Origin of the sequence: Enterobacter sp. Ap-1006, assembly GCF_011752835.1 — a bacterium.
Classification (GTDB): Bacteria; Pseudomonadota; Gammaproteobacteria; order Enterobacterales; family Enterobacteriaceae; genus Cedecea.
In genome coordinates this window covers 240,150-260,169 of record NZ_VWWU01000003.1, presented here as the reverse complement: position 1 = coordinate 260,169, position 20,020 = coordinate 240,150, and the positions used below count along the sequence as shown (strand labels likewise).

Annotated in this window: 17 protein-coding genes; 13 read left to right on the top strand and 4 right to left on the bottom strand. The window is 55.6% G+C overall.

Features of this window, described 5'->3' with window-relative positions:
* Nucleotides 1-32: 32 nt before the first annotated feature.
* Complete coding sequence (gene agp / locus F3J28_RS09480) at nt 33-1,277, top strand: bifunctional glucose-1-phosphatase/inositol phosphatase (protein ID WP_166875288.1); 1,245 nt, start codon at nt 33-35, stop codon at nt 1,275-1,277.
* Nucleotides 1,278-1,312: 35 nt separating this feature from the next.
* Here agp and F3J28_RS09475 read toward each other — a convergent pair whose 3' ends face one another.
* Complete coding sequence (locus F3J28_RS09475) at nt 1,313-1,540, bottom strand: YccJ family protein (protein WP_008455653.1); 228 nt, start codon at nt 1,538-1,540, stop codon at nt 1,313-1,315.
* A gap of 10 nt (nt 1,541-1,550) precedes the next feature.
* On the bottom strand, nt 1,551-2,147 hold the full coding sequence (wrbA, locus tag F3J28_RS09470) for an NAD(P)H:quinone oxidoreductase (protein ID WP_166875285.1): 597 nt from the start codon (nt 2,145-2,147) through the stop codon (nt 1,551-1,553).
* 377 nt (nt 2,148-2,524) lie between these two features.
* On the opposite strand from wrbA, the gene F3J28_RS09465 reads away from it, so the two are divergent.
* From F3J28_RS09465 to rutR, 3 genes are all read left to right on the top strand, one after another.
* Nucleotides 2,525-2,698, top strand: a complete 174-nt coding sequence (locus F3J28_RS09465) for a con-10 family general stress protein (protein WP_008455651.1) — start codon at nt 2,525-2,527, stop codon at nt 2,696-2,698.
* A gap of 154 nt (nt 2,699-2,852) precedes the next feature.
* Complete coding sequence (locus F3J28_RS09460; RefSeq protein WP_166875282.1) at nt 2,853-3,788, top strand: DMT family transporter; 936 nt, start codon at nt 2,853-2,855, stop codon at nt 3,786-3,788.
* Between the two features lie 37 nt (nt 3,789-3,825).
* Nucleotides 3,826-4,464 (top strand): HTH-type transcriptional regulator RutR, encoded by a 639-nt coding sequence (gene rutR / locus F3J28_RS09455; protein ID WP_166875278.1) that lies wholly within the window; start codon nt 3,826-3,828, stop codon nt 4,462-4,464.
* Nucleotides 4,465-4,470: 6 nt separating this feature from the next.
* Here rutR and F3J28_RS09450 read toward each other — a convergent pair whose 3' ends face one another.
* The gene (locus F3J28_RS09450) at nt 4,471-4,863 is read right to left on the bottom strand and encodes a lysozyme inhibitor LprI family protein (RefSeq protein WP_166875275.1); all 393 of its coding nucleotides are present in this window, start codon (nt 4,861-4,863) and stop codon (nt 4,471-4,473) included.
* Between the two features lie 61 nt (nt 4,864-4,924).
* A complete protein-coding gene (putA, locus tag F3J28_RS09445) occupies nt 4,925-8,887 on the bottom strand; it encodes a trifunctional transcriptional regulator/proline dehydrogenase/L-glutamate gamma-semialdehyde dehydrogenase (protein WP_166875272.1) in 3,963 nt (1,320 codons plus the stop codon).
* Between the two features lie 426 nt (nt 8,888-9,313).
* Between putA and putP the strand changes: the two genes are divergently transcribed.
* The 9 genes from putP to chbR all read left to right on the top strand — a co-directional run bounded on the left by putP (nt 9,314) and on the right by chbR (nt 20,016).
* A complete protein-coding gene (putP, locus tag F3J28_RS09440) occupies nt 9,314-10,822 on the top strand; it encodes a sodium/proline symporter PutP (RefSeq protein ID WP_166875269.1) in 1,509 nt (502 codons plus the stop codon).
* Nucleotides 10,823-11,484: 662 nt separating this feature from the next.
* The gene (efeU, locus tag F3J28_RS09435) at nt 11,485-12,318 is read left to right on the top strand and encodes an iron uptake transporter permease EfeU (protein WP_008455644.1); all 834 of its coding nucleotides are present in this window, start codon (nt 11,485-11,487) and stop codon (nt 12,316-12,318) included.
* A 64-nt stretch (nt 12,319-12,382) separates the two neighbouring features.
* Nucleotides 12,383-13,507 (top strand): iron uptake system protein EfeO, encoded by a 1,125-nt coding sequence (gene efeO, locus F3J28_RS09430; protein ID WP_166875266.1) that lies wholly within the window; start codon nt 12,383-12,385, stop codon nt 13,505-13,507.
* A gap of 5 nt (nt 13,508-13,512) precedes the next feature.
* Entirely contained in the window at nt 13,513-14,799 is a 1,287-nt protein-coding gene (gene efeB, locus F3J28_RS09425; protein WP_166875263.1) for an iron uptake transporter deferrochelatase/peroxidase subunit, read from the top strand.
* A gap of 1,136 nt (nt 14,800-15,935) precedes the next feature.
* Nucleotides 15,936-16,724, top strand: a complete 789-nt coding sequence (gene phoH / locus F3J28_RS09420) for a phosphate starvation-inducible protein PhoH (protein ID WP_008455641.1) — start codon at nt 15,936-15,938, stop codon at nt 16,722-16,724.
* Between the two features lie 265 nt (nt 16,725-16,989).
* A complete protein-coding gene (locus tag F3J28_RS09415; protein ID WP_008455640.1) occupies nt 16,990-17,313 on the top strand; it encodes a PTS sugar transporter subunit IIB in 324 nt (107 codons plus the stop codon).
* A 90-nt stretch (nt 17,314-17,403) separates the two neighbouring features.
* Nucleotides 17,404-18,762 carry a PTS N,N'-diacetylchitobiose transporter subunit IIC gene (gene chbC / locus F3J28_RS09410; protein WP_008455639.1) on the top strand — a complete coding sequence of 453 codons (1,359 nt, stop codon included), beginning with the start codon at nt 17,404-17,406 and terminating at the stop codon, nt 18,760-18,762.
* Nucleotides 18,763-18,817: 55 nt separating this feature from the next.
* Entirely contained in the window at nt 18,818-19,168 is a 351-nt protein-coding gene (gene chbA, locus F3J28_RS09405; protein ID WP_166875260.1) for a PTS N,N'-diacetylchitobiose transporter subunit IIA, read from the top strand.
* A gap of 11 nt (nt 19,169-19,179) precedes the next feature.
* Complete coding sequence (gene chbR, locus F3J28_RS09400; RefSeq protein WP_034808027.1) at nt 19,180-20,016, top strand: transcriptional regulator ChbR; 837 nt, start codon at nt 19,180-19,182, stop codon at nt 20,014-20,016.
* Nucleotides 20,017-20,020 lie beyond the last annotated feature (4 nt).

The window sequence follows — 20,020 nt, the reverse complement described above, 5'->3', positions numbered from 1 at the left end:
CATTTTATTAATCACTCCCTGAGGAATAAGTAATGAAGAAAAAAATTGTTGCCTCATTGTTGGCCGCCGCCTGTCTTGCCCCAGGTCTGGCGAAAGCGGACGCCGTGCCGGACGGCTACCAGCTGCAGCAGGTTTTGCTGATGAGCCGTCATAACCTGCGCGCGCCGCTGGCCAACAACGGCAGCGTGCTTGAGCAGTCTACCGCGCAGGCATGGCCGGAGTGGGATGTGCCGGGCGGGCAGCTCACCACCAAAGGCGGGGTGCTGGAAGTCTATATGGGGCATTACATGCGTGAATGGCTGGCGAGCCAGAATCTGGTAACCAGCGGCGAATGCCCGGCACCAGAGAGTGTTTATGCCTATGCCAACAGCCTTCAGCGCACCGTCGCTACCGCGCAATTCTTCATTACCGGGGCTTTCCCGGGCTGCGATGTGCCGGTACATCACCAGGAAAAAATGGGCACCATGGACCCGGTGTTCAACCCGGTGATCGTCAACGACTCGCCGGAGTTTAAAGCCAAAGCCGTTCAGGCGATGGAAAAACAGCGCACTGAATACAAGCTGGCCGACAGCTATAAACTGCTGGAGCACATCGTCGGCTATAAAAACTCGCCAACCTGCAAAGAGAAGCAGCTATGTGAGCTGAACGGGCCAAAAGACGTCTTTAGCGCCAATGCGACTCAGGAGCCGGGCGTTAACGGTTCCCTGAAGGTGGGCAATGCCCTGGTCGATGCCTTCACGCTGCAATATTACGAAGGTTTCCCGATGGACCAGGTCGCGTGGGGGAAAATCAAAACGGCGGAACAGTGGCGCGTGCTTTCCCAGCTCAAAAATAGCTATCAGGACACGCTGTTTACTTCCCCGGAAGTGGCCCGCAACGTCGCGGCTCCGCTGGTGAAATACATTCAGAACGCGTTAACGTCCAAAGAAGCCGCTTCAGGGCCGAAAGTGACGCTGATGGTGGGGCATGATTCGAACATTGCGTCGCTGCTGACCGCGCTGCAGTTCAAGCCTTATCAGCTGCCGGGGCAGTATGAGCGTACCCCGATTGGCGGCAATATTCTGTTCCAGCGCTGGCATGATAAGACCAACAACCGCGACCTGCTGAAAGTGGAATACGTTTACCAGAGCGCCGAACAGCTGCGCAATGGCGATGTGTTAACCCTGAAGCACCCGCCAAAACGTGTGACGCTGGAGCTGGAAGGCTGCCCGACGGACACCAACGGCTACTGCTCATGGGATAAGTTTAGCGAAGTGCTGAATGAAGCCGTGAAGTAAGAAGAGGCTGCCCCCGAAAGGGGGCAGCGGAAGGATTAAACGTTTTTGCGCTCGATGGTCTGTTCGCCCCAGAAGAGCGAGTCCTTATCGGTTTTAGCAAAGGCGAGCGGCAGGACTTCATCGCTCCCTTCTTCCCAAATTTTTTCGGCCAGCTTTTCGTCATACTTCGCCAGCTCAAAAATGGCTTCTGCAATTTCTGGTGAGGTGTTGCGAAGACTCGCCCACTCGCCAACGTGGTGGGCTTTTGCCTGAGATGTGGTCATCACTCCTCCGTTAACCTTTCAGTTTAACCGCCAGGCCTGCGACGTGCTCTCCCTGATAGCGGGCGATCGCCAGTTCTTCCTGACTTGGCTGGCGTGAGCCGTCGCCGCCGGCAATGGTTGTTGCGCCGTAAGGCGTGCCGCCGCGAACCTGAGAAACATCAAACAGCTCCTGTGCCGCATAGCCGATAGGCACAATCACCATCCCGTGGTGGGCGAGCGTGGTCCAGGTGGAGGTGATGGTCTGCTCCTGGCCGCCGCCGGTGCCGGTAGAGCTGAATACGCTGCCCAGTTTGCCGTAAAGCGCGCCGGAAGCCCAAAGGCCGCCCGTTTGATCGAGGAAGGTGCGCATCTGGCCGGCCATATTACCGAAGCGGGTAGGGGTACCGAAGATGATAGCGTCGTAGTCGGCCAGCTCCTGCGGCGTGGCGACCGGCGCGGTGTGGGTTTTGCCCCCGGCTTTAGCAAAGGCTTCCGGGGACATGGTTTCGGGCACGCGCTTTATCGTCACTTCCGCCCCATCGACTTTCTGTGCACCTTCCGCCACGGCTTTAGCCATAGTTTCGATGTGTCCATACATTGAATAATAAAGCACCAGTACTTTAGCCATCTTGCTTCACTCCTCAGTTGAACTGCAGTTTTACTGCACTCCTTTAAAGATATGACCTGTGGCGCAGAGTGCAAACCTGAATGGCCTTTCCTTGATACATCACAAGCGCAGATGAAATTTTGACCCTGTAGCATTAGCTAACATTTTACTGGCTGTTTTTTGACCATGTAGAAGAGGGGCTTATCGCGTCGCACTGGAAGGATAAAAAGATAAGCTCACCGGCATGTTTCTGGATATGTCTGAACAGAAGCCCGACCGCGCCGGTGCACTAAGCTTAGACCCACGCGGTAACGTTGGCGGCAGGCCCGCCTGGCCGCGTGGCAAAAGCGTTCTCTTTTATTGAATGCAATATGATGTCCTAAATCCGGAGGTTAGAAATGGCAAACCATCGTGGTGGTTCAGGTAATTTCGCTGAAGACCGTGAAAGAGCATCAGAAGCAGGTCGTAAAGGTGGCCAGCACAGCGGCGGTAACTTTAAAAACGATCCGCAGCGCGCCTCAGAAGCTGGTCAAAAAGGGGGTAAAAACAGCCACGGCAGCAAAAATAAATAGCCGTGACTTTGTGAAGCGCACGGCGAATTAACGCTTGCGCCGAAATACCCCGACCGCCGGTTAGCCGGCGGTTTTCTATTTTCCCATTGCAACAAAATGTGACTGGAAGCACTATAGCACATCGACTTTCACCCTGATTTTTCCGGTCTCCCTCATGTCTGCGCCATTAAGTCGTTATAAATTCTCCGTTAAGCCGCAGGAAGCGCTGCTTATCCTCATCACCATGTTCTGGGGCGGTACATTCCTGGCTGTGCAGTACGCCATGACGATGAGCGACCCGTTTTTCTTTGTTGGTCTGCGCTTCGCCACCGCCGCCATTGCCGTTGGGCTGTTGTCGCTGAAATCTCTGCGCGGGTTAACCTGGCTAGAAATCAAAGCGGGGGGGCTGATCGGCGTGGCGATTGCCATCGGCTACAGCATGCAGACCTGGGGACTCCAGACGATTCCCAGCAGCAAATCCGCCTTTATTACCGCGATGTACGTGCCCGTTGTGCCGCTCCTGCAGTGGATTTGCCTTGGCCGTATGCCGGGGCTGATGTCCTGGATTGGCGTCGTGCTGGCCTTTGTTGGCCTGATTTTTCTTGCCGGGCCGGAAGGCACCAGCCTTTCGCTGGGGGCCGGGGAAATCATTACGCTTATCGGTGCCGTGGCGATTGCCGCTGAGATAATTCTGATCAGCGCCTGGGCGGGGAAAGTGGATATCAAACGTGTGACTGTAGTACAGCTTGCCACGGCTTCGCTGGTGTCGTTCGCGGCGATGGTCCCCGCCGGGGAAAGCGTGCCGCATTTCAGTCCTGGTCTGGTGGTGATTGCCCTGGGGCTTGGGATTTTCAGCGCCATTATTCAGGTGACGATGAACTGGGCACAGCGCAGCGTATCGCCGACCCGCGCCACGGTAATTTATACCGGCGAGCCGGTTTGGGCGGGGATCTTTGGCCGCATGGCGGGCGAGCGCCTCCCGGTGCTTGCGCTGGTGGGTGGGGCGTTGATCGTCCTCGGGGTGCTGGTTAGCGAGCTCAAACTCAAGCGCAAGAAAGCGGCAAACGCGGAGCCGGGCTGGCAGGAAGATACCGAAGGCGAGGGCGTCTGAGCTATACTTCAGGCCAGCGAAAAAAAGGAGAACTCGCATGGCCGCCACCGACATCAAAACCCCTGGACGCCGATCGAAAGCCGTCGCCGCCAAAAAACAGGCCATTCTTGACGCTGCGCTGGCGTTTTTTTCGCAATACGGCATCCACGGTACCAGCCTTGAGCAGGTAGCCGAGCGGGCCGAAGTGTCGAAAACTAACCTGCTTTATTACTACCCTTCCAAAGAAGCGCTCTACATCGCAGTGCTGAAGCAGATCCTGGATATCTGGCTGGCGCCGCTGCGCGCCTTTCGGGAAGATTTGCAGCCGCTGGTGGCGATTGGGGAATACATTCGCCTCAAGCTTGAGGTTTCAAGGGATTATCCGCAGGCGTCGAAGCTGTTTTGCCTGGAGATGCTGCAGGGGGCACCTTTGCTGAAAGGCGAGCTGACGGGCGACCTGAAAGCCCTGGTGGACGAGAAGTCGGCAATTATCGCGGGCTGGGTCGCCAGCGGCAAACTGGCGGCGGTAGATCCGCATCACCTTATTTTTATGCTCTGGGCCACGACGCAACACTACGCGGATTTTGCCAGCCAGGTTGAGGCCGTTACCGGCAATACGCTGCAGGATGAAGACTTTTTCCGCCGCACGGTGGAAAACGTGCAGCGGATGATTATTGAGGGGATTCGGGTGCGCTAATCGCGCTTACTTAGGGGGCAGGACGCAGCTTACGTCGCCCTCTTCGCACTCCAGCGTGCCTTTCAGCAGCTCGGTACGTTCCAGCGTTTTATCCGCCAGGCAGTTGGCGCGCACCATCGGATAAACCGAACCCTGTTCCGCGCCTGAACTCATAAAATCACAGTCCGCATCGCGGAAGGCAATCCACGCGTTCTGCGCCTTTTTAAGCAGTTCTTTTTGCTTGTCGGTTGCCCGGGACATCACTTCTTTATAGGTTTTATTCAGCCGCTCGTCCTGCTTTTTATACTCTGCGGCATAGCACTGGTTCATATCGGCCTGGGTGGCGGCGGAATCACAGCCATCGGCCAGGGCGACCCCGCTCAGCAGCAGCCCGCCAACAAGTAAACACACGCGTTTCATTCTGGTGTCCTCATCAAAAAAAAGGCTCTCATGACGAGAGCCTTTGTATCCTGACAGACTGTTAACCGATTGTCATCAGGCTGGCGTTGCCACCGGCGGCAGCGGTGTTCACGCTCAGAGAACGCTCCACGTAGAGACGCTCAAGCAGAATGTTACTTTCCCCGCGCGCGAAACCCTGAACGGAAACAATCGCCCCGGTGCGAGCCGCGACGGCTTCGCAAAGTTTGCGCAGCTGGTCGGAGTCGCCGTGGTAAATCACCGCCTCAAACGGCTGCTTCAGCAGATCTTCCGGCTTGGCAAAATCAATCTGCTGCTGCACGGCTTTAGGCAACTGCTTCGCCAGGTCGCGATGCAGGCTGTCATCCGCCCACAGCACGCGGCCGCCCACGCTGGTGACCGCCGCCAGCTGTACTAGCGCATCGCGCTCATCGTCCGCGACGCAGAGAATGCGTTCACGCGGAAGCAGGGCGTAGGTATTGCGCTCTCCAGTTGGGCCAGGCAGCACGCGCAGCGTTCCGCTTTGTGCCAGCTTGCCAAACTGCTGGCAAACGGCTTTCAGCTCTTCGCGGTTGGTCGCCCACTCGCTCAATGCCTGATGGGCAACCTGCAGATCGCTCTTCAGGGAGGCATCCACCGGGGTTTGGGCATCGTGGCGGTTGAAAGTGGTTTGCAGCGCATTTTCAGGGCGATTCGCCAGCAGGCGGTACAGGTATAGCGGACCACCGGCTTTAGGGCCGGTACCGGACAGGCCTTCGCCGCCGAACGGCTGAACGCCAACCACGGCGCCGACCATGTTGCGGTTAACGTACATGTTGCCGACGTGGGCGGAGCCGGTGACCTGGGCAATCGTCTCGTCGATTCGGGTATGCACGCCGAGCGTCAGACCATAGCCAGCGGCATTGATCTGCTTAATCAGCGATTCAAGATTGTTGCGGCTGTAGCGCACCACGTGCAACACCGGGCCGAACACTTCTTTCTTCATCTCGTCGAAGCTTTCCAGCTCGATAAGGGTTGGCGCTACAAAGGTGCCGGACTGCCATTCGCGTGCGTCCACGCTGTTTTCACGCACGGCCTGGAACACGGTGCGGCCTTTGGCGCGCATCGCCTGGATGTGCTTCTCAATATTCTGCTGCGCTTCGGCGTCAATCACTGGCCCAATGTCGGTGGTCAGGCGGCCTGGGTTACCCATACGGCATTCCGCCATGGCGCCGCGAAGCATTTGCAGCGTGTGGTCAGCCACGTCTTCCTGCAGGCAGAGTACGCGCAGGGCGGAGCAGCGCTGCCCGGCGCTGTCGAAGGCGGAGGAAACCACGTCCACCACAACCTGTTCGGTTAGCGCGGAGGAATCCACGATCATCGCGTTAAGGCCGCCGGTTTCCGCAATCAGCGGCGTTGGGCGGCCCTGAGGATCGAGGCGGTCGGCGATATTGCGCTGCAGCAGAGACGCGACTTCAGTTGAGCCGGTGAACATCACACCGCGTACGCGAGAGTCGCCTGTGAGCTGTGCCCCGACGGTTTCACCGCGGCCGGGCAACAACTGGAGTACGCCCGCAGGTACGCCTGCTTCAAGCAGGATCGCAACGCCCTGGGCGGCGATCAGTGGAGTTTGTTCCGCAGGCTTGGCCAGCACGCTGTTCCCGGCGGCAAGCGCGGCGGCAATCTGGCCGGTAAAGATAGCCAGCGGGAAGTTCCACGGGCTGATACAGACCACCGGGCCAAGAGGACGATGCGTTTCATTGTCGAAATCGTCACGCACCTGGCCTGCGTAATAGTGCAGGAAGTCCACGGCCTCACGCACTTCGGCAATGGCGTTGCTGAAGGTTTTCCCGGCTTCACGCACAAGGATGCCGATCAGCTGCTGCATGCGGCTTTCCATCATCACGGCGGCGCGTTCGAGAATAGCGGCGCGCTCCTGCGGCGGGGTGGCAAACCAGATTGGCGCGTGGTTGACGGCATTCTCAAGCGCGAGGGAAACCTCTTCGCTCGTGGCTTCACGGGTGTAGCCCACCACGTCAGTTGGCTCAGCCGGGTTTTTCACCGGCGTTAATTCGCCTTCAATAACCGGCTGCTCCAGCACAGGCGAGGCCTGCCATTTCTGTGCGGCGCTGTTCAGCAGGGCGGAGGAAAGCGAAGCCAGACGGTGTTCATTGGCTAAATCAAGGCCGCTGGAGTTGGCGCGTTCCGCCCCGTAAAGCGCTTTCGGCAGGGCGATTTTAGGATGCGGCAACCCTGGCTGGCCTTCTTTGGCGGCCATGGCTTCCACCGCGCTCACCGGGTCGGCAACCAGCTCGTCCAGCGGCAGGGTGGCGTCGGCAATCCGGTTGACGAAAGAGGTGTTGGCGCCGTTTTCCAGCAGGCGACGTACCAGGTAAGCCAGCAGCGTTTCGTGCGTACCCACCGGGGCGTAAATGCGGCAAGGGCGGTTCAGTTTGCCGTCTGCGACTTTCCCCACCACCTGCTCATACAGCGGCTCACCCATGCCGTGCAGGCACTGGAACTCGTACTGGCCTGGGTAGTAGTTCTGCCCGGCCAGATTATAGATAGCAGCCAGCGTGTGGGCGTTATGGGTTGCAAACTGCGGATAGATCAGGTTCGGCACGGCCAGCAGTTTCTTGGCGCAGGCGAGGTAGGAGATGTCGGTGTACACCTTGCGGGTATAGACCGGGTATCCTTCCAGACCGTCGACCTGGGCGCGTTTGATTTCACTGTCCCAGTAGGCGCCTTTGACCAGGCGAATCATCAGGCGGCGACGGCTGCGGGTGGCCAGATCAACCAGGTAATCAATCACAAACGGGCAGCGCTTTTGGTAGGCCTGAATAACAAAGCCGATGCCGTTCCAGCCCGCCAGCTCAGGTTCAAAGCAGAGTTTTTCCAGCAGATCGAGGGAGATCTCCAGGCGATCCGCCTCTTCGGCGTCAATGTTAATGCCAACGTCATACTGGCGAGCCAGCAGCGTGAGGGACTTCAGGCGCGGGTAAAGCTCTTCCATCACGCGGTCATACTGCGCGCGGCTGTAGCGAGGGTGCAGAGCGGAAAGCTTGATGGAGATACCCGGGCCTTCATAAATCCCGCGGCCGTTGGACGCTTTACCGATGGCGTGAATCGCCTGCTGGTAGGAAACCATATAGGCCTGCGCGTCGGCGGCGGTCAGCGCAGCTTCGCCCAGCATGTCGTAGGAGTAGCGGAAACCTTTCTCTTCCAGCTTGCGGGCGTTAGCCAGCGCTTCGGCGATGGTTTCGCCGGTCACGAACTGCTCGCCCATCAGGCGCATCGCCATGTCCACGCCTTTACGCACCAGCGGCTCACCGCTTTTGCTGATGATGCGGTTCAGGGAGCGGGAAAGGCTGGCTTCGTTATGGGTGGACACCAGGCGGCCGGTAAACAGCAGACCCCAGGTTGCCGCGTTCACGAACAGCGACGGGCTGCGGCCAATGTGCGAGTGCCAGTTCCCGTTGCTGATTTTGTCGCGGATCAGCGCGTCGCGAGTGGCTTTATCCGGGATACGCAGCAGCGCTTCCGCGAGGCACATCAGCGCCACGCCTTCCTGGGAAGACAGGGAGAACTCCTGCAGCAGGCTCTGAACCATGCCCGCGCGGCCGGACGCCGTTTTCTGGTTGCGCAGCTTGTCGGCCAGCTGGTAAGCCAGCTTTTGCGTCTGTTCGGCGATGGCCGGGGCCAGGCGAGCCTGCTCAAGGATCATCGGGACTGCGTCGGTTTCAGGGCGACGCCACGCGGCGGTAATTGCGGCCCGGCTGACGGACTGCGGCAGGATCTGCTCGGCAAAGTCGAGGAACGGCTGCGCCACTTCTTCAGGCTGCACTGGAGATTCTTCGTTCTCATTGGCCGCCCCGGCCAGCAGGGCTGGCAGCTCAGGCAGCTCATCGCTGCTTTCCAGGCGCTCGAGATAATTAAAAATCGCCTGCTTAATCAGCCAGTGTGGGGTGCGGTCAATGCGTGAGGCGGCTTCTTTAATGCGGTCGCGCGTCGCTTCATCCAGTTTTACGCCCATCGTGGTGGTGCCCATACGACAGTCTCCAGGTTAATGATGATTCGGGGTTGTGCTTTGTTAGCCAGCAATATCTATGAAGTTGCAACTTTGTGCAACCTTGTTAAATCGAAGCCGATAAAGGGCCCGCAAAAAAGAGGAATTGTTACCAGTAAGATAAGAAATTCGTCTGACGGAGCGGGAAGCGGAACGCTAGATTTATTGATGAAGTTAACACTTTTTAACGGTGCAACCGCTAAAAGTGTGAGTGAGTGCAACCTGGTGAAAAATGCTTACCTAAGGCAGATGCAAACGATGTAAATGCCGTGTTAAATCGTTTGTGAAAAATAAAGGGTTCCGGCAGGATGCATTCCCCATTACATCACGATAACAACACAGCGCCTCGTTCCGGCGCGAAGCAGCCTGGTCAGAGAGAGCAGGCGTAATAGCTATGGAGAAGTCTGAATGACAATTAGCACACCGATGCTGGTGACCTTCCTCGTTTATATCTTTGGCATGATTCTCATCGGCTTTATCGCCTGGCGTTCAACCCGCAGCTTTGACGACTATATTCTTGGCGGCCGCAGCCTCGGGAGCGTGGTGACCGCGCTGTCGGCAGGTGCCTCGGATATGAGCGGCTGGCTGTTAATGGGGTTGCCGGGCGCGATCTTTATCTCCGGGATTTCAGAAAGCTGGATCGCCATCGGCCTGACCTTAGGGGCATGGATCAACTGGAAATTAGTGGCGGGGCGCCTGCGCGTTCACACGGAATTGAACAACAATGCGCTGACGTTGCCGGATTACTTTACCGGGCGTTTTGAAGACTCCAGTCGCCTGCTGCGGATTATCTCGGCGCTGGTGATCCTGCTGTTCTTCACCATTTATTGTGCTTCCGGCATCGTGGCCGGGGCGCGCCTGTTTGAAAGCACCTTTGGCATGAGCTACGAAACGGCGCTGTGGGCCGGGGCGGCCGCTACCATCCTCTATACCTTTGTGGGCGGGTTCCTGGCGGTGAGCTGGACGGATACCGTACAGGCCAGCCTGATGATCTTTGCGCTGATTCTGACGCCGGTGATGGTGATCATTGCCGTTGGCGGCCTCGATGATTCCCTGATGGTGATTAAGCAAAAGAGCATCGAAAACGTCGATATGCTGAAAGGGCTGAACTTTGTCGCTATCGTTTCGCTGATGGGCTGGGGCCTGGGCTACTTTGGCCAGCCACATATTCTGGCGCGCTTTATGGCGGCGGATTCACACCACACCATCGTGAACGCACGGCGCATCAGTATGACCTGGATGATCCTCTGCCTGGCGGGTGCCTGCGCGGTGGGCTTCTTCGGGATTGCCTACTTTAACAACAACCCTGAGCAGGCCGGGGCGGTGACGCAAAACGGCGAACGGGTGTTTATCGAGCTGGCGCAAATCCTGTTCAACCCGTGGATTGCCGGGGTGTTGCTCTCCGCGATTCTGGCGGCGGTGATGTCCACGCTGAGCTGCCAGCTGCTGGTGTGTTCCAGCGCGATTACCGAAGATCTGTACAAAGCTTTCCTGCGCAAAGGCGCGAGCCAGAAAGAGCTGGTGTGGGTAGGGCGCATGATGGTGCTGGTCGTCGCACTGGTGGCGATTGCCCTGGCCGCTAACCCGGAAAACCGCGTACTGGGCCTGGTCAGCTACGCCTGGGCCGGTTTTGGCGCGGCGTTTGGCCCGGTGGTGCTGTTCTCGGTGATGTGGTCACGCATGACCCGCAACGGGGCGCTGGTAGGGATGATTGTCGGGGCGGCAACCGTGCTGGTCTGGAAGCAGTTTGGCTGGCTGGGACTGTACGAAATTATCCCTGGCTTCGCTTTCGCCAGCCTGGCGATTGTGGCGGTGAGCCTGCTGGGTAAAGCACCTTCAACGTCCATGCAGAAGCGTTTCGCCGAAGCCGATGCGGTTTATCACACCGCGCCGCCGAGCAAGCTGCAGCCTGAGTAACAGGCGATCTTTTACAGGGGCCGGTTAATCCGGCCCTTTATAGGTTGCTGACAAAGAGGAAAAAAGCGTGGTTTTTCCCTCTTTGTGGTGAGCAGCCGAAAATCAATGAATTGATTTTCCTGTTTTTTTTAACGAGCCGTCTGATATTTTTTCTCTCGCCAGAGGTTTGTCATCAGTCTGAAGGGCCGGTTAATCCGGCCCTTTATAGGTTGCTGACAAAGAGGAAAAAAGCGTGGTTTTTCCCTCTTTGTGATTATCAGCCGAAAATCAATGAATTGATTTTCCTGTTTTTTTTAACGAGCTGTCTGATATTTCTTCTCTCGTCAGAGGGTTGTCATCAGTCTGAAGGGCCGGTTAATCCGGCCCTTTATAGGTTGCTGACAAAGAGGAAAAAAGCGTGGTTTTTCCCTCTTTGTGATTATCAGCCGAAAATCAATGAATTGATTTTCCTGTTTTTTTTAACGAGCCGTCTGATATTTTTTCTCTCGTCAGAAGGTTGTCATCAGTCTGAAGGGTCGGTTAATCCGGCCCTTTTTACATCTGGTCATAAATATGTAATCCCCGTCTCTTGTTTTTCTTTTCAGCGCTAATGATAATCACAATCGTTATGGTTTACTTTTCTTTACGTCAATTGACTTGTATTCACATCTGAGGTGTCAGGCATGTTTGTTCCGTTTCTCATCATGTTACGCGAAGGGCTGGAGGCAGCGCTCATCGTTAGCCTGATTGCCAGCTATCTGAAGCGTACCCAGCGCGGCCAGTGGATAGCCGTGATGTGGATAGGCGTTTTTGCCGCCGCTGCACTTTGCCTGGGCCTCGGTATCTTCATCAATGAAACCACCGGTGAGTTCCCGCAAAAAGAGCAGGAGCTGTTTGAGGGAATCGTGGCGGTTATTGCCGTGTTTATTCTGACCTGGATGGTGTTCTGGATGCGTAAAGTGTCCCGTAACGTCAAGGTGCAGCTGGAGCAGGCGGTGGATAACGCGCTGCACAGCAAAGGCAACCACGGCTGGGCGCTGATCATGATGGTCTTTTTCGCCGTCGCGCGCGAAGGTCTGGAGTCGGTGTTCTTCCTGCTGGCGGCCTTCCAACAGGACGTGGGCATTTGGCCTCCGCTGGGGGCTATGCTGGGCCTGGCCACCGCCATCGTTTTAGGCTTCCTTATTTACTGGGGCGGGATTCGTCTCAATTTGGGCGCGTTCTTTAAATGGACCAGTCTGTTTATTCTGCTGGTGGCCGCAGGCCTTGCAGCCGGTGCCGTGCGCGCATTCCACGAAGCCGGGCTGTGGAACCACTTCCAGGATATCGCGTTTGATATGAGCAACACGCTCTCCACCCATTCGCTGACCGGCACCTTGCTGGAGGGGATTTTTGGTTATCAGGAAACCCCAACCGTGAGCGAAGTGGCGATGTACTTCATTTATCTGATTCCGGCGCTGGTGTTGTTCTTTATGCCGCCGCGCGTGAACAACCAGGCGACCAATACGGCTCGTTAATTGATTTCCGGCGGGGCGACTTGCCGTTCAGTGATAACTACTCATTGCTTAATAGGGATAGGTCATGACCAAACATTTTCGTCTGAAGGCACTGCACGTTGCGCTGCTCGCGCTTGTCTCTTCCACGTTTGCCGCGCAGGCGGCGGACATTCCCCAGGTAAAAGTCACCGTCACGGATAAACAATGTGAGCCGATGAATGTGACCGTGAACGCCGGGAAAACCCAGTTCATTATCCAGAATAACAGCCAGAAAGCGCTGGAGTGGGAGATCCTGAAAGGGGTGATGGTAGTGGAAGAGCGTGAAAACATCGCGCCGGGCTTCTCCCAGAAGCTGACCGCTAACCTGCAGCCCGGTGAATACGACATGACCTGCGGTCTGCTGACCAACCCGAAAGGCAAGCTGGTGGTGAAAGCGACCGGCAAACAGGAAGCACCTAAATCCGATCTGCTGGCGCTGACCGGCCCAATCACCGAATACAAAGCCTATGTGACCGCTGAAGTGGCGGAACTGGTGAAAGGCACCAAAGCCTTTACCGACGCGGTGAAAGCCGGCGATTTAGAGAAAGCCAAAGCCCTGTATGCGCCAACTCGTCAGCATTACGAGCGTATTGAGCCGATTGCCGAGCTGTTCTCAGACCTCGACAGCAGCATTGATGCCCGTGAAGACGATTTCGAGAAAAAAGCGGATGACCCGAAATTCACCGGTTTCCACCGTCTGGAGAAAATTCTCTTTGGCGACAACACCACCAAAGACGCCGCGCAGTTTGCCGATAAGCTGAACGCCGACGTGCTGGATCTGCAGACTCGTGTTTCCGAGCTGGCCTTCCCGCCGAGCAAAGTAGTTGGCGGTGCAGCTGGCCTGATTGAAGAAGTCGCTGCGACCAAAATCAGCGGGGAAGAAGACCGCTACAGCCACACTGACCTGTGGGACTTCCAGGCGAACGTCGACGGCGCGCAGAAAATCGTTAACCTGCTGCGTCCTCAACTGACCAAAGAGAACCCGGCGCTGCTGGCGAAAGTGGATGCCAACTTCAAGAAAGTTGACGCCATTCTGGCGAAGTACCGCACCAAAGACGGGTTTGAAACCTACGACAAGCTGACGGATAACGATCGTAAAGCGCTGAAAGGGCCAATCACGACGCTGGCGGAAGACCTGTCTCAGCTGCGTGGCGTGATGGGCCTGGACTAAGCATCATGAGCAATAAAGATAACACCGGCGCGCACCAACCGGCGCGCCGCCAGCTGCTGAAAACACTGGGCGCCCTTGGGGGCGCTTTTGCCGTGGGCGGCGGGTGCCCGATGGCGGCCCATGCGGCGAATCCGGCCTCTTCGCCGGGCACGCTGCCGCCGGATGGTCGCCTTGAAAGCCAACCGCTGTATGGCGAACACCAGGCCGGGATTCTGACACCCCAGCAGGCCGCCATGATGCTCGTGGCGTTTGACGTGCTGGCCAGCGACAAAGCCGACCTCGAACGTCTTTTCCGTCTGCTGACCGCCCGCTTTGACTTTCTGACCAGCGGCGGCCCGGCACCGGCAACGCCAAATCCACGGTTACCGCCGATGGACTCTGGCATTCTTGGGGCGGAAATTTACCCGGATAACCTGACGATCACGGTGTCTGCCGGCAGCTCGCTGTTTGACGAGCGTTTTGGCCTGCAAAAGCAGATGCCGAAAAAGCTACAGCCAATGACCAGTTTCCCGAATGATTCGCTGGATGCCAGCCTGTGTCACGGCGATTTGCTGCTGCAGATTTGTGCCAACACCAACGACACTGTGATCCACGCGTTGCGCGATATTATCAAGCACACGCCAGATCTCCTCAGCGTGCGCTGGAAGCGGGAAGGGTTCATCTCCAACCATGCGGCGCGCAGCCGAGGGAAAGAGACGCCCATCAACCTGTTAGGCTTCAAAGACGGCACGGCCAACCCTGACAGCCATGATAAGCCACTGATGGACGACGTGGTGTGGGTAACGAAGCAACAGCCGGAGCCAGCCTGGGCCACCGGCGGGAGCTATCAGGCCGTGCGCATTATTCAGTTCCACGTTGAGTCCTGGGACCGTACGCCGCTGAAAGAGCAGCAGACTATCTTCGGGCGAGAGAAACACAGCGGTGCGCCGCTGGGTATGACAAATGAGCATGATGTGCCGGACTACGCCGCCGATCCTGACGGCGATGTGATTGCGCTGGATGCCCATATCCGCCTTGCAAATCCAAGGACCAAAGAGACGCAGTCGGGGCTGATGATGCGGCGGGGCTACAGCTATTCGCTGGGCGCCACCAAATCTGGCCAGCTCGACATGGGGCTGCTGTTCGTCTGCTACCAGCATGACCTTGAAAAAGGTTTCCTGACGGTGCAGGGCAGGCTGAACGGCGAGGCGCTGGAAGAGTACATCAAGCCGATCGGCGGTGGGTATTTCTTCGCGCTGCCGGGCGTGCCGGATAAACAGCATTATCTGGGGCAGGGGATGATTGAGGCGTAGTGTTGCTTCTTAATTGTTCCTTTCACCCGTAAATCTGTTTTCCCTATAAGTTTCCAGCCCGATGAACGTGTCAGGGAGATCGCGCCATCTCCCTGACAAGTCTGGCGCCCGGCGAGCTTATCGCCGCTGAATCGGTAAAACCGTCGGCGATCCCCCTCACCCCGGCTCTCTCCCCAAGGGGGCGAGGGAGAAAACAAGTTACAGAGAACACGGTTTATTCCCTCTCTCTTCCAGGGTGATGGTAAAGAAACAGAAGCAACGCTGTGGCTGAATGAAACGCTGGTCGAACAGCGAGGCACGGTTCCGGCTTAAATCGCCTCCGTTTTCTCTCCGACTGGCCAGTGTCCGGACGTCGGGAACGGCCGGAGGCTGAGAGCGTCGGGAACGCATCTCAGCCGACCCAGGACTGGGAGATAAAACGGAGGTCTGCCGCTCACGCGGTCGATTTATTTGGCCGGGAGTCCGGGTTCTTAGGGGAGTGACGGTGGCTCCCCTAAGACGTTCACCGGTGCAGTGGCTGCATATAAAACGGGGCTGGAAGTGAACGGAACCTTAGCCGCTCCCTCAGAGAAGATTTAAGCAGGTATGTCCAAATGCGAGGAGAACGCCCCACATTGAGACCACCCATTTTTCATTTGCTAACAATTCGCTGCCCCTATTATTCATTGCAATTCCCTATGACTATCCCGCTGATATATTTCTGTAATATTGATGTGCGAAAACGGTACACAGCAGCGGATTGCGATTAAACGTTACTTAAAAGTGAAATTTATGTTGCATTTTGGGTGATGTTTGTTGTACTTAAAGCATGAGCGGTAGTTCCCTGCTGTGACGTTTAATCACTACGGAGATCGCGAATGGTTGGGTCCTGTACTGGACGGTTACTTAAACACTTTACCCGCACTACCCAGCGCGGAGGCCTCTCCTCCGGCTTCGCTATCTTCACCGCTAAATTTCCCCATTCAGAGTCAAATCAGCGTCCTAACGGTGCGTCAGGCAACGTTTCGCGTTCGCTTAACGCACCCTCTCAACCGGCAGTTAATGGCTTACAAGGAAGCCAAACCTCATCCGTTAGTGGCCATAATCGCGCCTGTCCAGACGGCGCGGGAAATGAAACCAACTGTAAGGTGCCATCCATGGGAAGACAGAAAGCTGTGATCAAAGCTCGTCGCGAAGCAAAACGTGTGCTGAGACGGGATTCGCGTAGCCACCGGCAGCGTGAAGAGGAATCGGTCACCACGCTTGTGCAGATGAGCGGCGTAGAATCTATAGGCATGGCGCGCGACAGCCGCGACCATTCACCTATCGAAGCGCGGAATGAAGCTCAGGCGCACTATCTTAATGCCATCGAGAAAAAGCAGCTGATATTTGCTACCGGCGAAGCCGGCTGTGGCAAGACGTTCATCAGCGCGGCAAAAGCCGCTGAGGCCCTGATACATAAGGATGTCGACAGGATTATTGTTACCCGTCCGGTGCTGCAGGCCGATGAAGATCTCGGCTTCCTCCCCGGTGATATCTCAGAAAAGTTCGCCCCGTATTTCCGCCCGGTGTATGACATCCTGGTGCGACGTTTAGGGTCGTCTTTTATGCAGTATTGCCTGCGGCCTGAAATTGGTAAGGTTGAGATTGCGCCGTTCGCCTATATGCGCGGACGCACTTTTGAAAATGCCGTGGTTATTCTGGATGAGGCGCAGAATGTCACAGCAGCGCAAATGAAGATGTTCCTCACCCGCCTCGGGGAAAACGTGACGGTTATCGTCAATGGCGATATCACGCAGTGCGATTTACCTGCGGGCGTACCGTCCGGTTTAAGCGATGCGCTGAACCGTTTTGAAGAGGATGACATGGTCGGCGTTGTTCGCTTTGGTAAGCAGGATTGTGTGCGCTCGGCCCTCTGCCAGCGCACGCTGAACGCCTACGACTGACGGTCTTCAACGATTTAGACAAAAGCCCAAACTTCGGTTTGGGCTTTTTTATTTGCGCGAATTATTTGGCCAAACTGTGAAGGGGGTCATAACGCCAGGTCAAGGAGAGACAATTTATGAGGCATGAGAATTATCTCTCTTCAGAATGCATGCCGTATACTTTCCTCAAGCAGAGACAATAGTCTCTCTCCACAAACCCGCTTTGGAACAGCAACAATACGCCCCGGAAGTCCGTTACAGCGTATTGAGACTTGAGGAACAACTTATGCAAAAGAAAAAAATTTACCTGTTCTGCTCCGCTGGGATGTCAACCTCGCTGTTAGTGACCAAAATGCGAGCGCAGGCCGAAAAGTATGAAGTGCCGGTAGAAATTGAAGCTTTCTCTGAGTCTTTGGCCAGCGAGAAAGGGAAACATGCGGACCTGGTATTACTCGGGCCACAAATTGCCTACATGCAGGCAGATATCAAGAAATTGTTGCCCACCAAGCCTGTAGAAGTTATCGATTCTGCTCTGTACGGTAAAGTCGATGGGCTGGGTGTGTTGAAAGCGGCTGTGGCAGCAATTAAGAAAGCAGCGGCCGAGAGTTAATTTTTTATTCTTGTTTTGTTTAATTTTCCGTCAAAGAGCGACTTACACCTACAGCCGTAAGTAATTACGGCTTTCAAGGATATTTATAATATGAGTAAAGTCATTGATTCACTTGAGAAGGTTCTCCTGCCTTTTGCTGTAAAAATAGGAAAGCAGCCTCACGTTAATGCCATTAAAAATGGTTTTATTAAATTAATGCCATTAACCCTAACGGGTGCAATGTTTGTTCTGATCAACAACGTATTCCTGAGCTTCGGCGCAGGGTCATTCTTCTACTCGTTAGGCATCCGTTTAGACCCCGAGACCATTGAAACCCTGAATGGGTTTAAAGCTATCGGCGGCAATGTGTACAACGGTACGTTGGGCATAATGTCGCTGATGGCGCCTTTTTTCATTGGCATGGCATTAGCTGAAGAAAGAAAGGTCGATCCTTTGGCAGCGGGCTTATTATCCGTCGCGGCCTTTATGACCGTTACGCCATATAGCGTAGGCGAAGCCTATGCCGTGGGCGCTAACTGGTTAGGCGGCCAGAATATTATTTCCGGTATGATTATCGGTCTGGTTGTCGCGGAGCTGTTTACCTTTGTTGTGCGCCGGAACTGGGTAATTACCCTGCCGGACAGCGTACCGGCTTCAGTATCCCGCTCGTTCTCGGCGTTAATCCCAGGTTTCCTGATTCTGTCTATCTTCGGGATCATCTCCTGGGCGCTGTCTCACTATGGCAGCAACTTCCACCAGATCATCATGGACTCCATTTCGACTCCGCTGGCGTCAATGGGTAGCGTGGTTGGCTGGGCATACGTGATTTTCAACTCCCTGCTGTGGTTCTTCGGTGTTCACGGTTCCCTGGCGCTTACCGCTCTGGATAACGGCATCATGACCCCATGGGCGCTGGAAAACGTGGCGCTGTACCAGCAGTACGGTTCTGTTGAAGCCGCTATCGAAGCGGGCAAACAGTTCCACTTCTGGGCCAAACCAATGCTCGACTCCTACATCCTGCTGGGTGGTTCCGGTGCGACGCTGGGTCTGATTATCGCCATCTTCATCGCCTCTCGCCGCGCCGATCACCGTCAGGTGGCTAAGCTGGCCCTGCCGTCAGGCATCTTCCAGATTAACGAACCGATTCTGTTTGGTCTGCCGATCATCATGAACCCGGTCATGTTCATCCCGTTCGTGGCGGTACAGCCGATTCTGGCCGCGATCACCCTGATTGCGTACTCCATGGGCATTATCCCGCCGGTCACCAACCTGGCACCGTGGACCATGCCTACCGGCCTGGGCGCCTTCTTTAACAGTAACGGCAGCGTCGCTGCGCTGCTGGTGGCGCTGTTCAACCTGGGTGTTGCAACGCTGGTGTACATGCCGTTCGTTATCCTGTCCAACAAGGCACAGGCGGTTATTGAAGAAGAAGAAAGCGAAGAAGATATCGCTAACGCACTGAAATTCTAAGTTCAGCCGGGGGAGGGCATGCCTCCCCCGTTTTCAGAATCCGGGGAGCACGCTTATGTTTGATTTAGATAATGTTATTGAAACTGAAGTAGAAGTGGACGATCTCGAAGAAGTGGTGATGGGCTTAATCATCAATTCAGGCCAGGCCCGCAGCCTGGCCTACGGCGCGCTCAAAAAGGCCAAGCAGGGTGACTTCGCCGGGGCCAAAGAGATGATGGACCAGTCCCGCACTGCTCTGAACGAAGCGCACCTGGTGCAGACTAAGCTGATTGAAGGCGACCAGGGCGAAGGCAAAACCAAAGTGAGCCTGGTGCTGGTACACGCGCAGGACCACCTGATGACTTCGATGCTGGCGCGTGAGCTGGTCACCGAGTTGATTGAATTGCACGAGAAAATGGACAAGTAGAAGGTCAGCATATGCAGCCAGAGATAGACAATATGGAAATTAACATTGTTCGTGAAAGCCAGCTGTTTAACGGCAAGTGTTTCCATGCGTTTATCTACACCAAAGAAGAGAGCGTGAGCGGGCTGCACCAGCATGACTACTACGAATTCACTATCGTGTTGACCGGGCGCTACTACCAGGAAATTAACGGTAAGCGCGTACTGATGGAGCGAGGCGATTTTGTCTTTATTCCGGTCGGTTCCCATCATCAGAGTTTCTACGAGTTTGGTGCGACCCGGTTATTTAACGTGGGGATCAGTCAGCAGTTCTTTGAACAGCATTATATGCCGCTGCTGCCGTCCCATTTGGTGGCCTCACAGGTTTACCAGATTAAGGATGAATTCCTGGCGTTTATGGAATCGGTGATTGCCTCGTTTAATTTCCGCGAAGGGGAATTTAACGAGTTCCTCGAAATGGTGAGTTTTTATGTCGTCAATCGACTGCGCCATTATCGGGAGTCGGAAAATCAGGATGATATTCCATTGTGGTTAAAATCCACCGTTGAAGGGATGCACGACAAAATGCGTTTTGGTGACAAAGCCTTATTAAACATGGTCGCGCTTTCGGGTAAGTCGCAGGAATATTTAACGCGCGCCACTCAGCGCTATTATGGCAAGACGCCGATGCAGATTATTAACGAAATCCGCATTAATTTTGCCAAGAAGCAGCTGGAGATTACTAACTCGTCGGTGACCGATATTGCCTTTGAGTCCGGCTACAGCAGTCCCAGTATGTTTATTAAGAACTTTAAAAAGGTCACCTCTTTTACGCCAAATAGTTATCGGAAGAAATTGTACAGCATTAATTAAGGTG

Coding starts and splice junctions, on each gene's coding strand:
- agp (WP_166875288.1), top strand. CDS start 33: ATGAAGAAAAAAATTGTTGCCTCATTGTTGGCCGCCGCCTGTCTTGCC.
- F3J28_RS09475 (WP_008455653.1), bottom strand. CDS start 1,540: ATGACCACATCTCAGGCAAAAGCCCACCACGTTGGCGAGTGGGCGAGT.
- wrbA (WP_166875285.1), bottom strand. CDS start 2,147: ATGGCTAAAGTACTGGTGCTTTATTATTCAATGTATGGACACATCGAA.
- F3J28_RS09465 (WP_008455651.1), top strand. CDS start 2,525: ATGGCAAACCATCGTGGTGGTTCAGGTAATTTCGCTGAAGACCGTGAA.
- F3J28_RS09460 (WP_166875282.1), top strand. CDS start 2,853: ATGTCTGCGCCATTAAGTCGTTATAAATTCTCCGTTAAGCCGCAGGAA.
- rutR (WP_166875278.1), top strand. CDS start 3,826: ATGGCCGCCACCGACATCAAAACCCCTGGACGCCGATCGAAAGCCGTC.
- F3J28_RS09450 (WP_166875275.1), bottom strand. CDS start 4,863: ATGAAACGCGTGTGTTTACTTGTTGGCGGGCTGCTGCTGAGCGGGGTC.
- putA (WP_166875272.1), bottom strand. CDS start 8,887: ATGGGCACCACCACGATGGGCGTAAAACTGGATGAAGCGACGCGCGAC.
- putP (WP_166875269.1), top strand. CDS start 9,314: ATGACAATTAGCACACCGATGCTGGTGACCTTCCTCGTTTATATCTTT.
- efeU (WP_008455644.1), top strand. CDS start 11,485: ATGTTTGTTCCGTTTCTCATCATGTTACGCGAAGGGCTGGAGGCAGCG.
- efeO (WP_166875266.1), top strand. CDS start 12,383: ATGACCAAACATTTTCGTCTGAAGGCACTGCACGTTGCGCTGCTCGCG.
- efeB (WP_166875263.1), top strand. CDS start 13,513: ATGAGCAATAAAGATAACACCGGCGCGCACCAACCGGCGCGCCGCCAG.
- phoH (WP_008455641.1), top strand. CDS start 15,936: ATGGGAAGACAGAAAGCTGTGATCAAAGCTCGTCGCGAAGCAAAACGT.
- F3J28_RS09415 (WP_008455640.1), top strand. CDS start 16,990: ATGCAAAAGAAAAAAATTTACCTGTTCTGCTCCGCTGGGATGTCAACC.
- chbC (WP_008455639.1), top strand. CDS start 17,404: ATGAGTAAAGTCATTGATTCACTTGAGAAGGTTCTCCTGCCTTTTGCT.
- chbA (WP_166875260.1), top strand. CDS start 18,818: ATGTTTGATTTAGATAATGTTATTGAAACTGAAGTAGAAGTGGACGAT.
- chbR (WP_034808027.1), top strand. CDS start 19,180: ATGCAGCCAGAGATAGACAATATGGAAATTAACATTGTTCGTGAAAGC.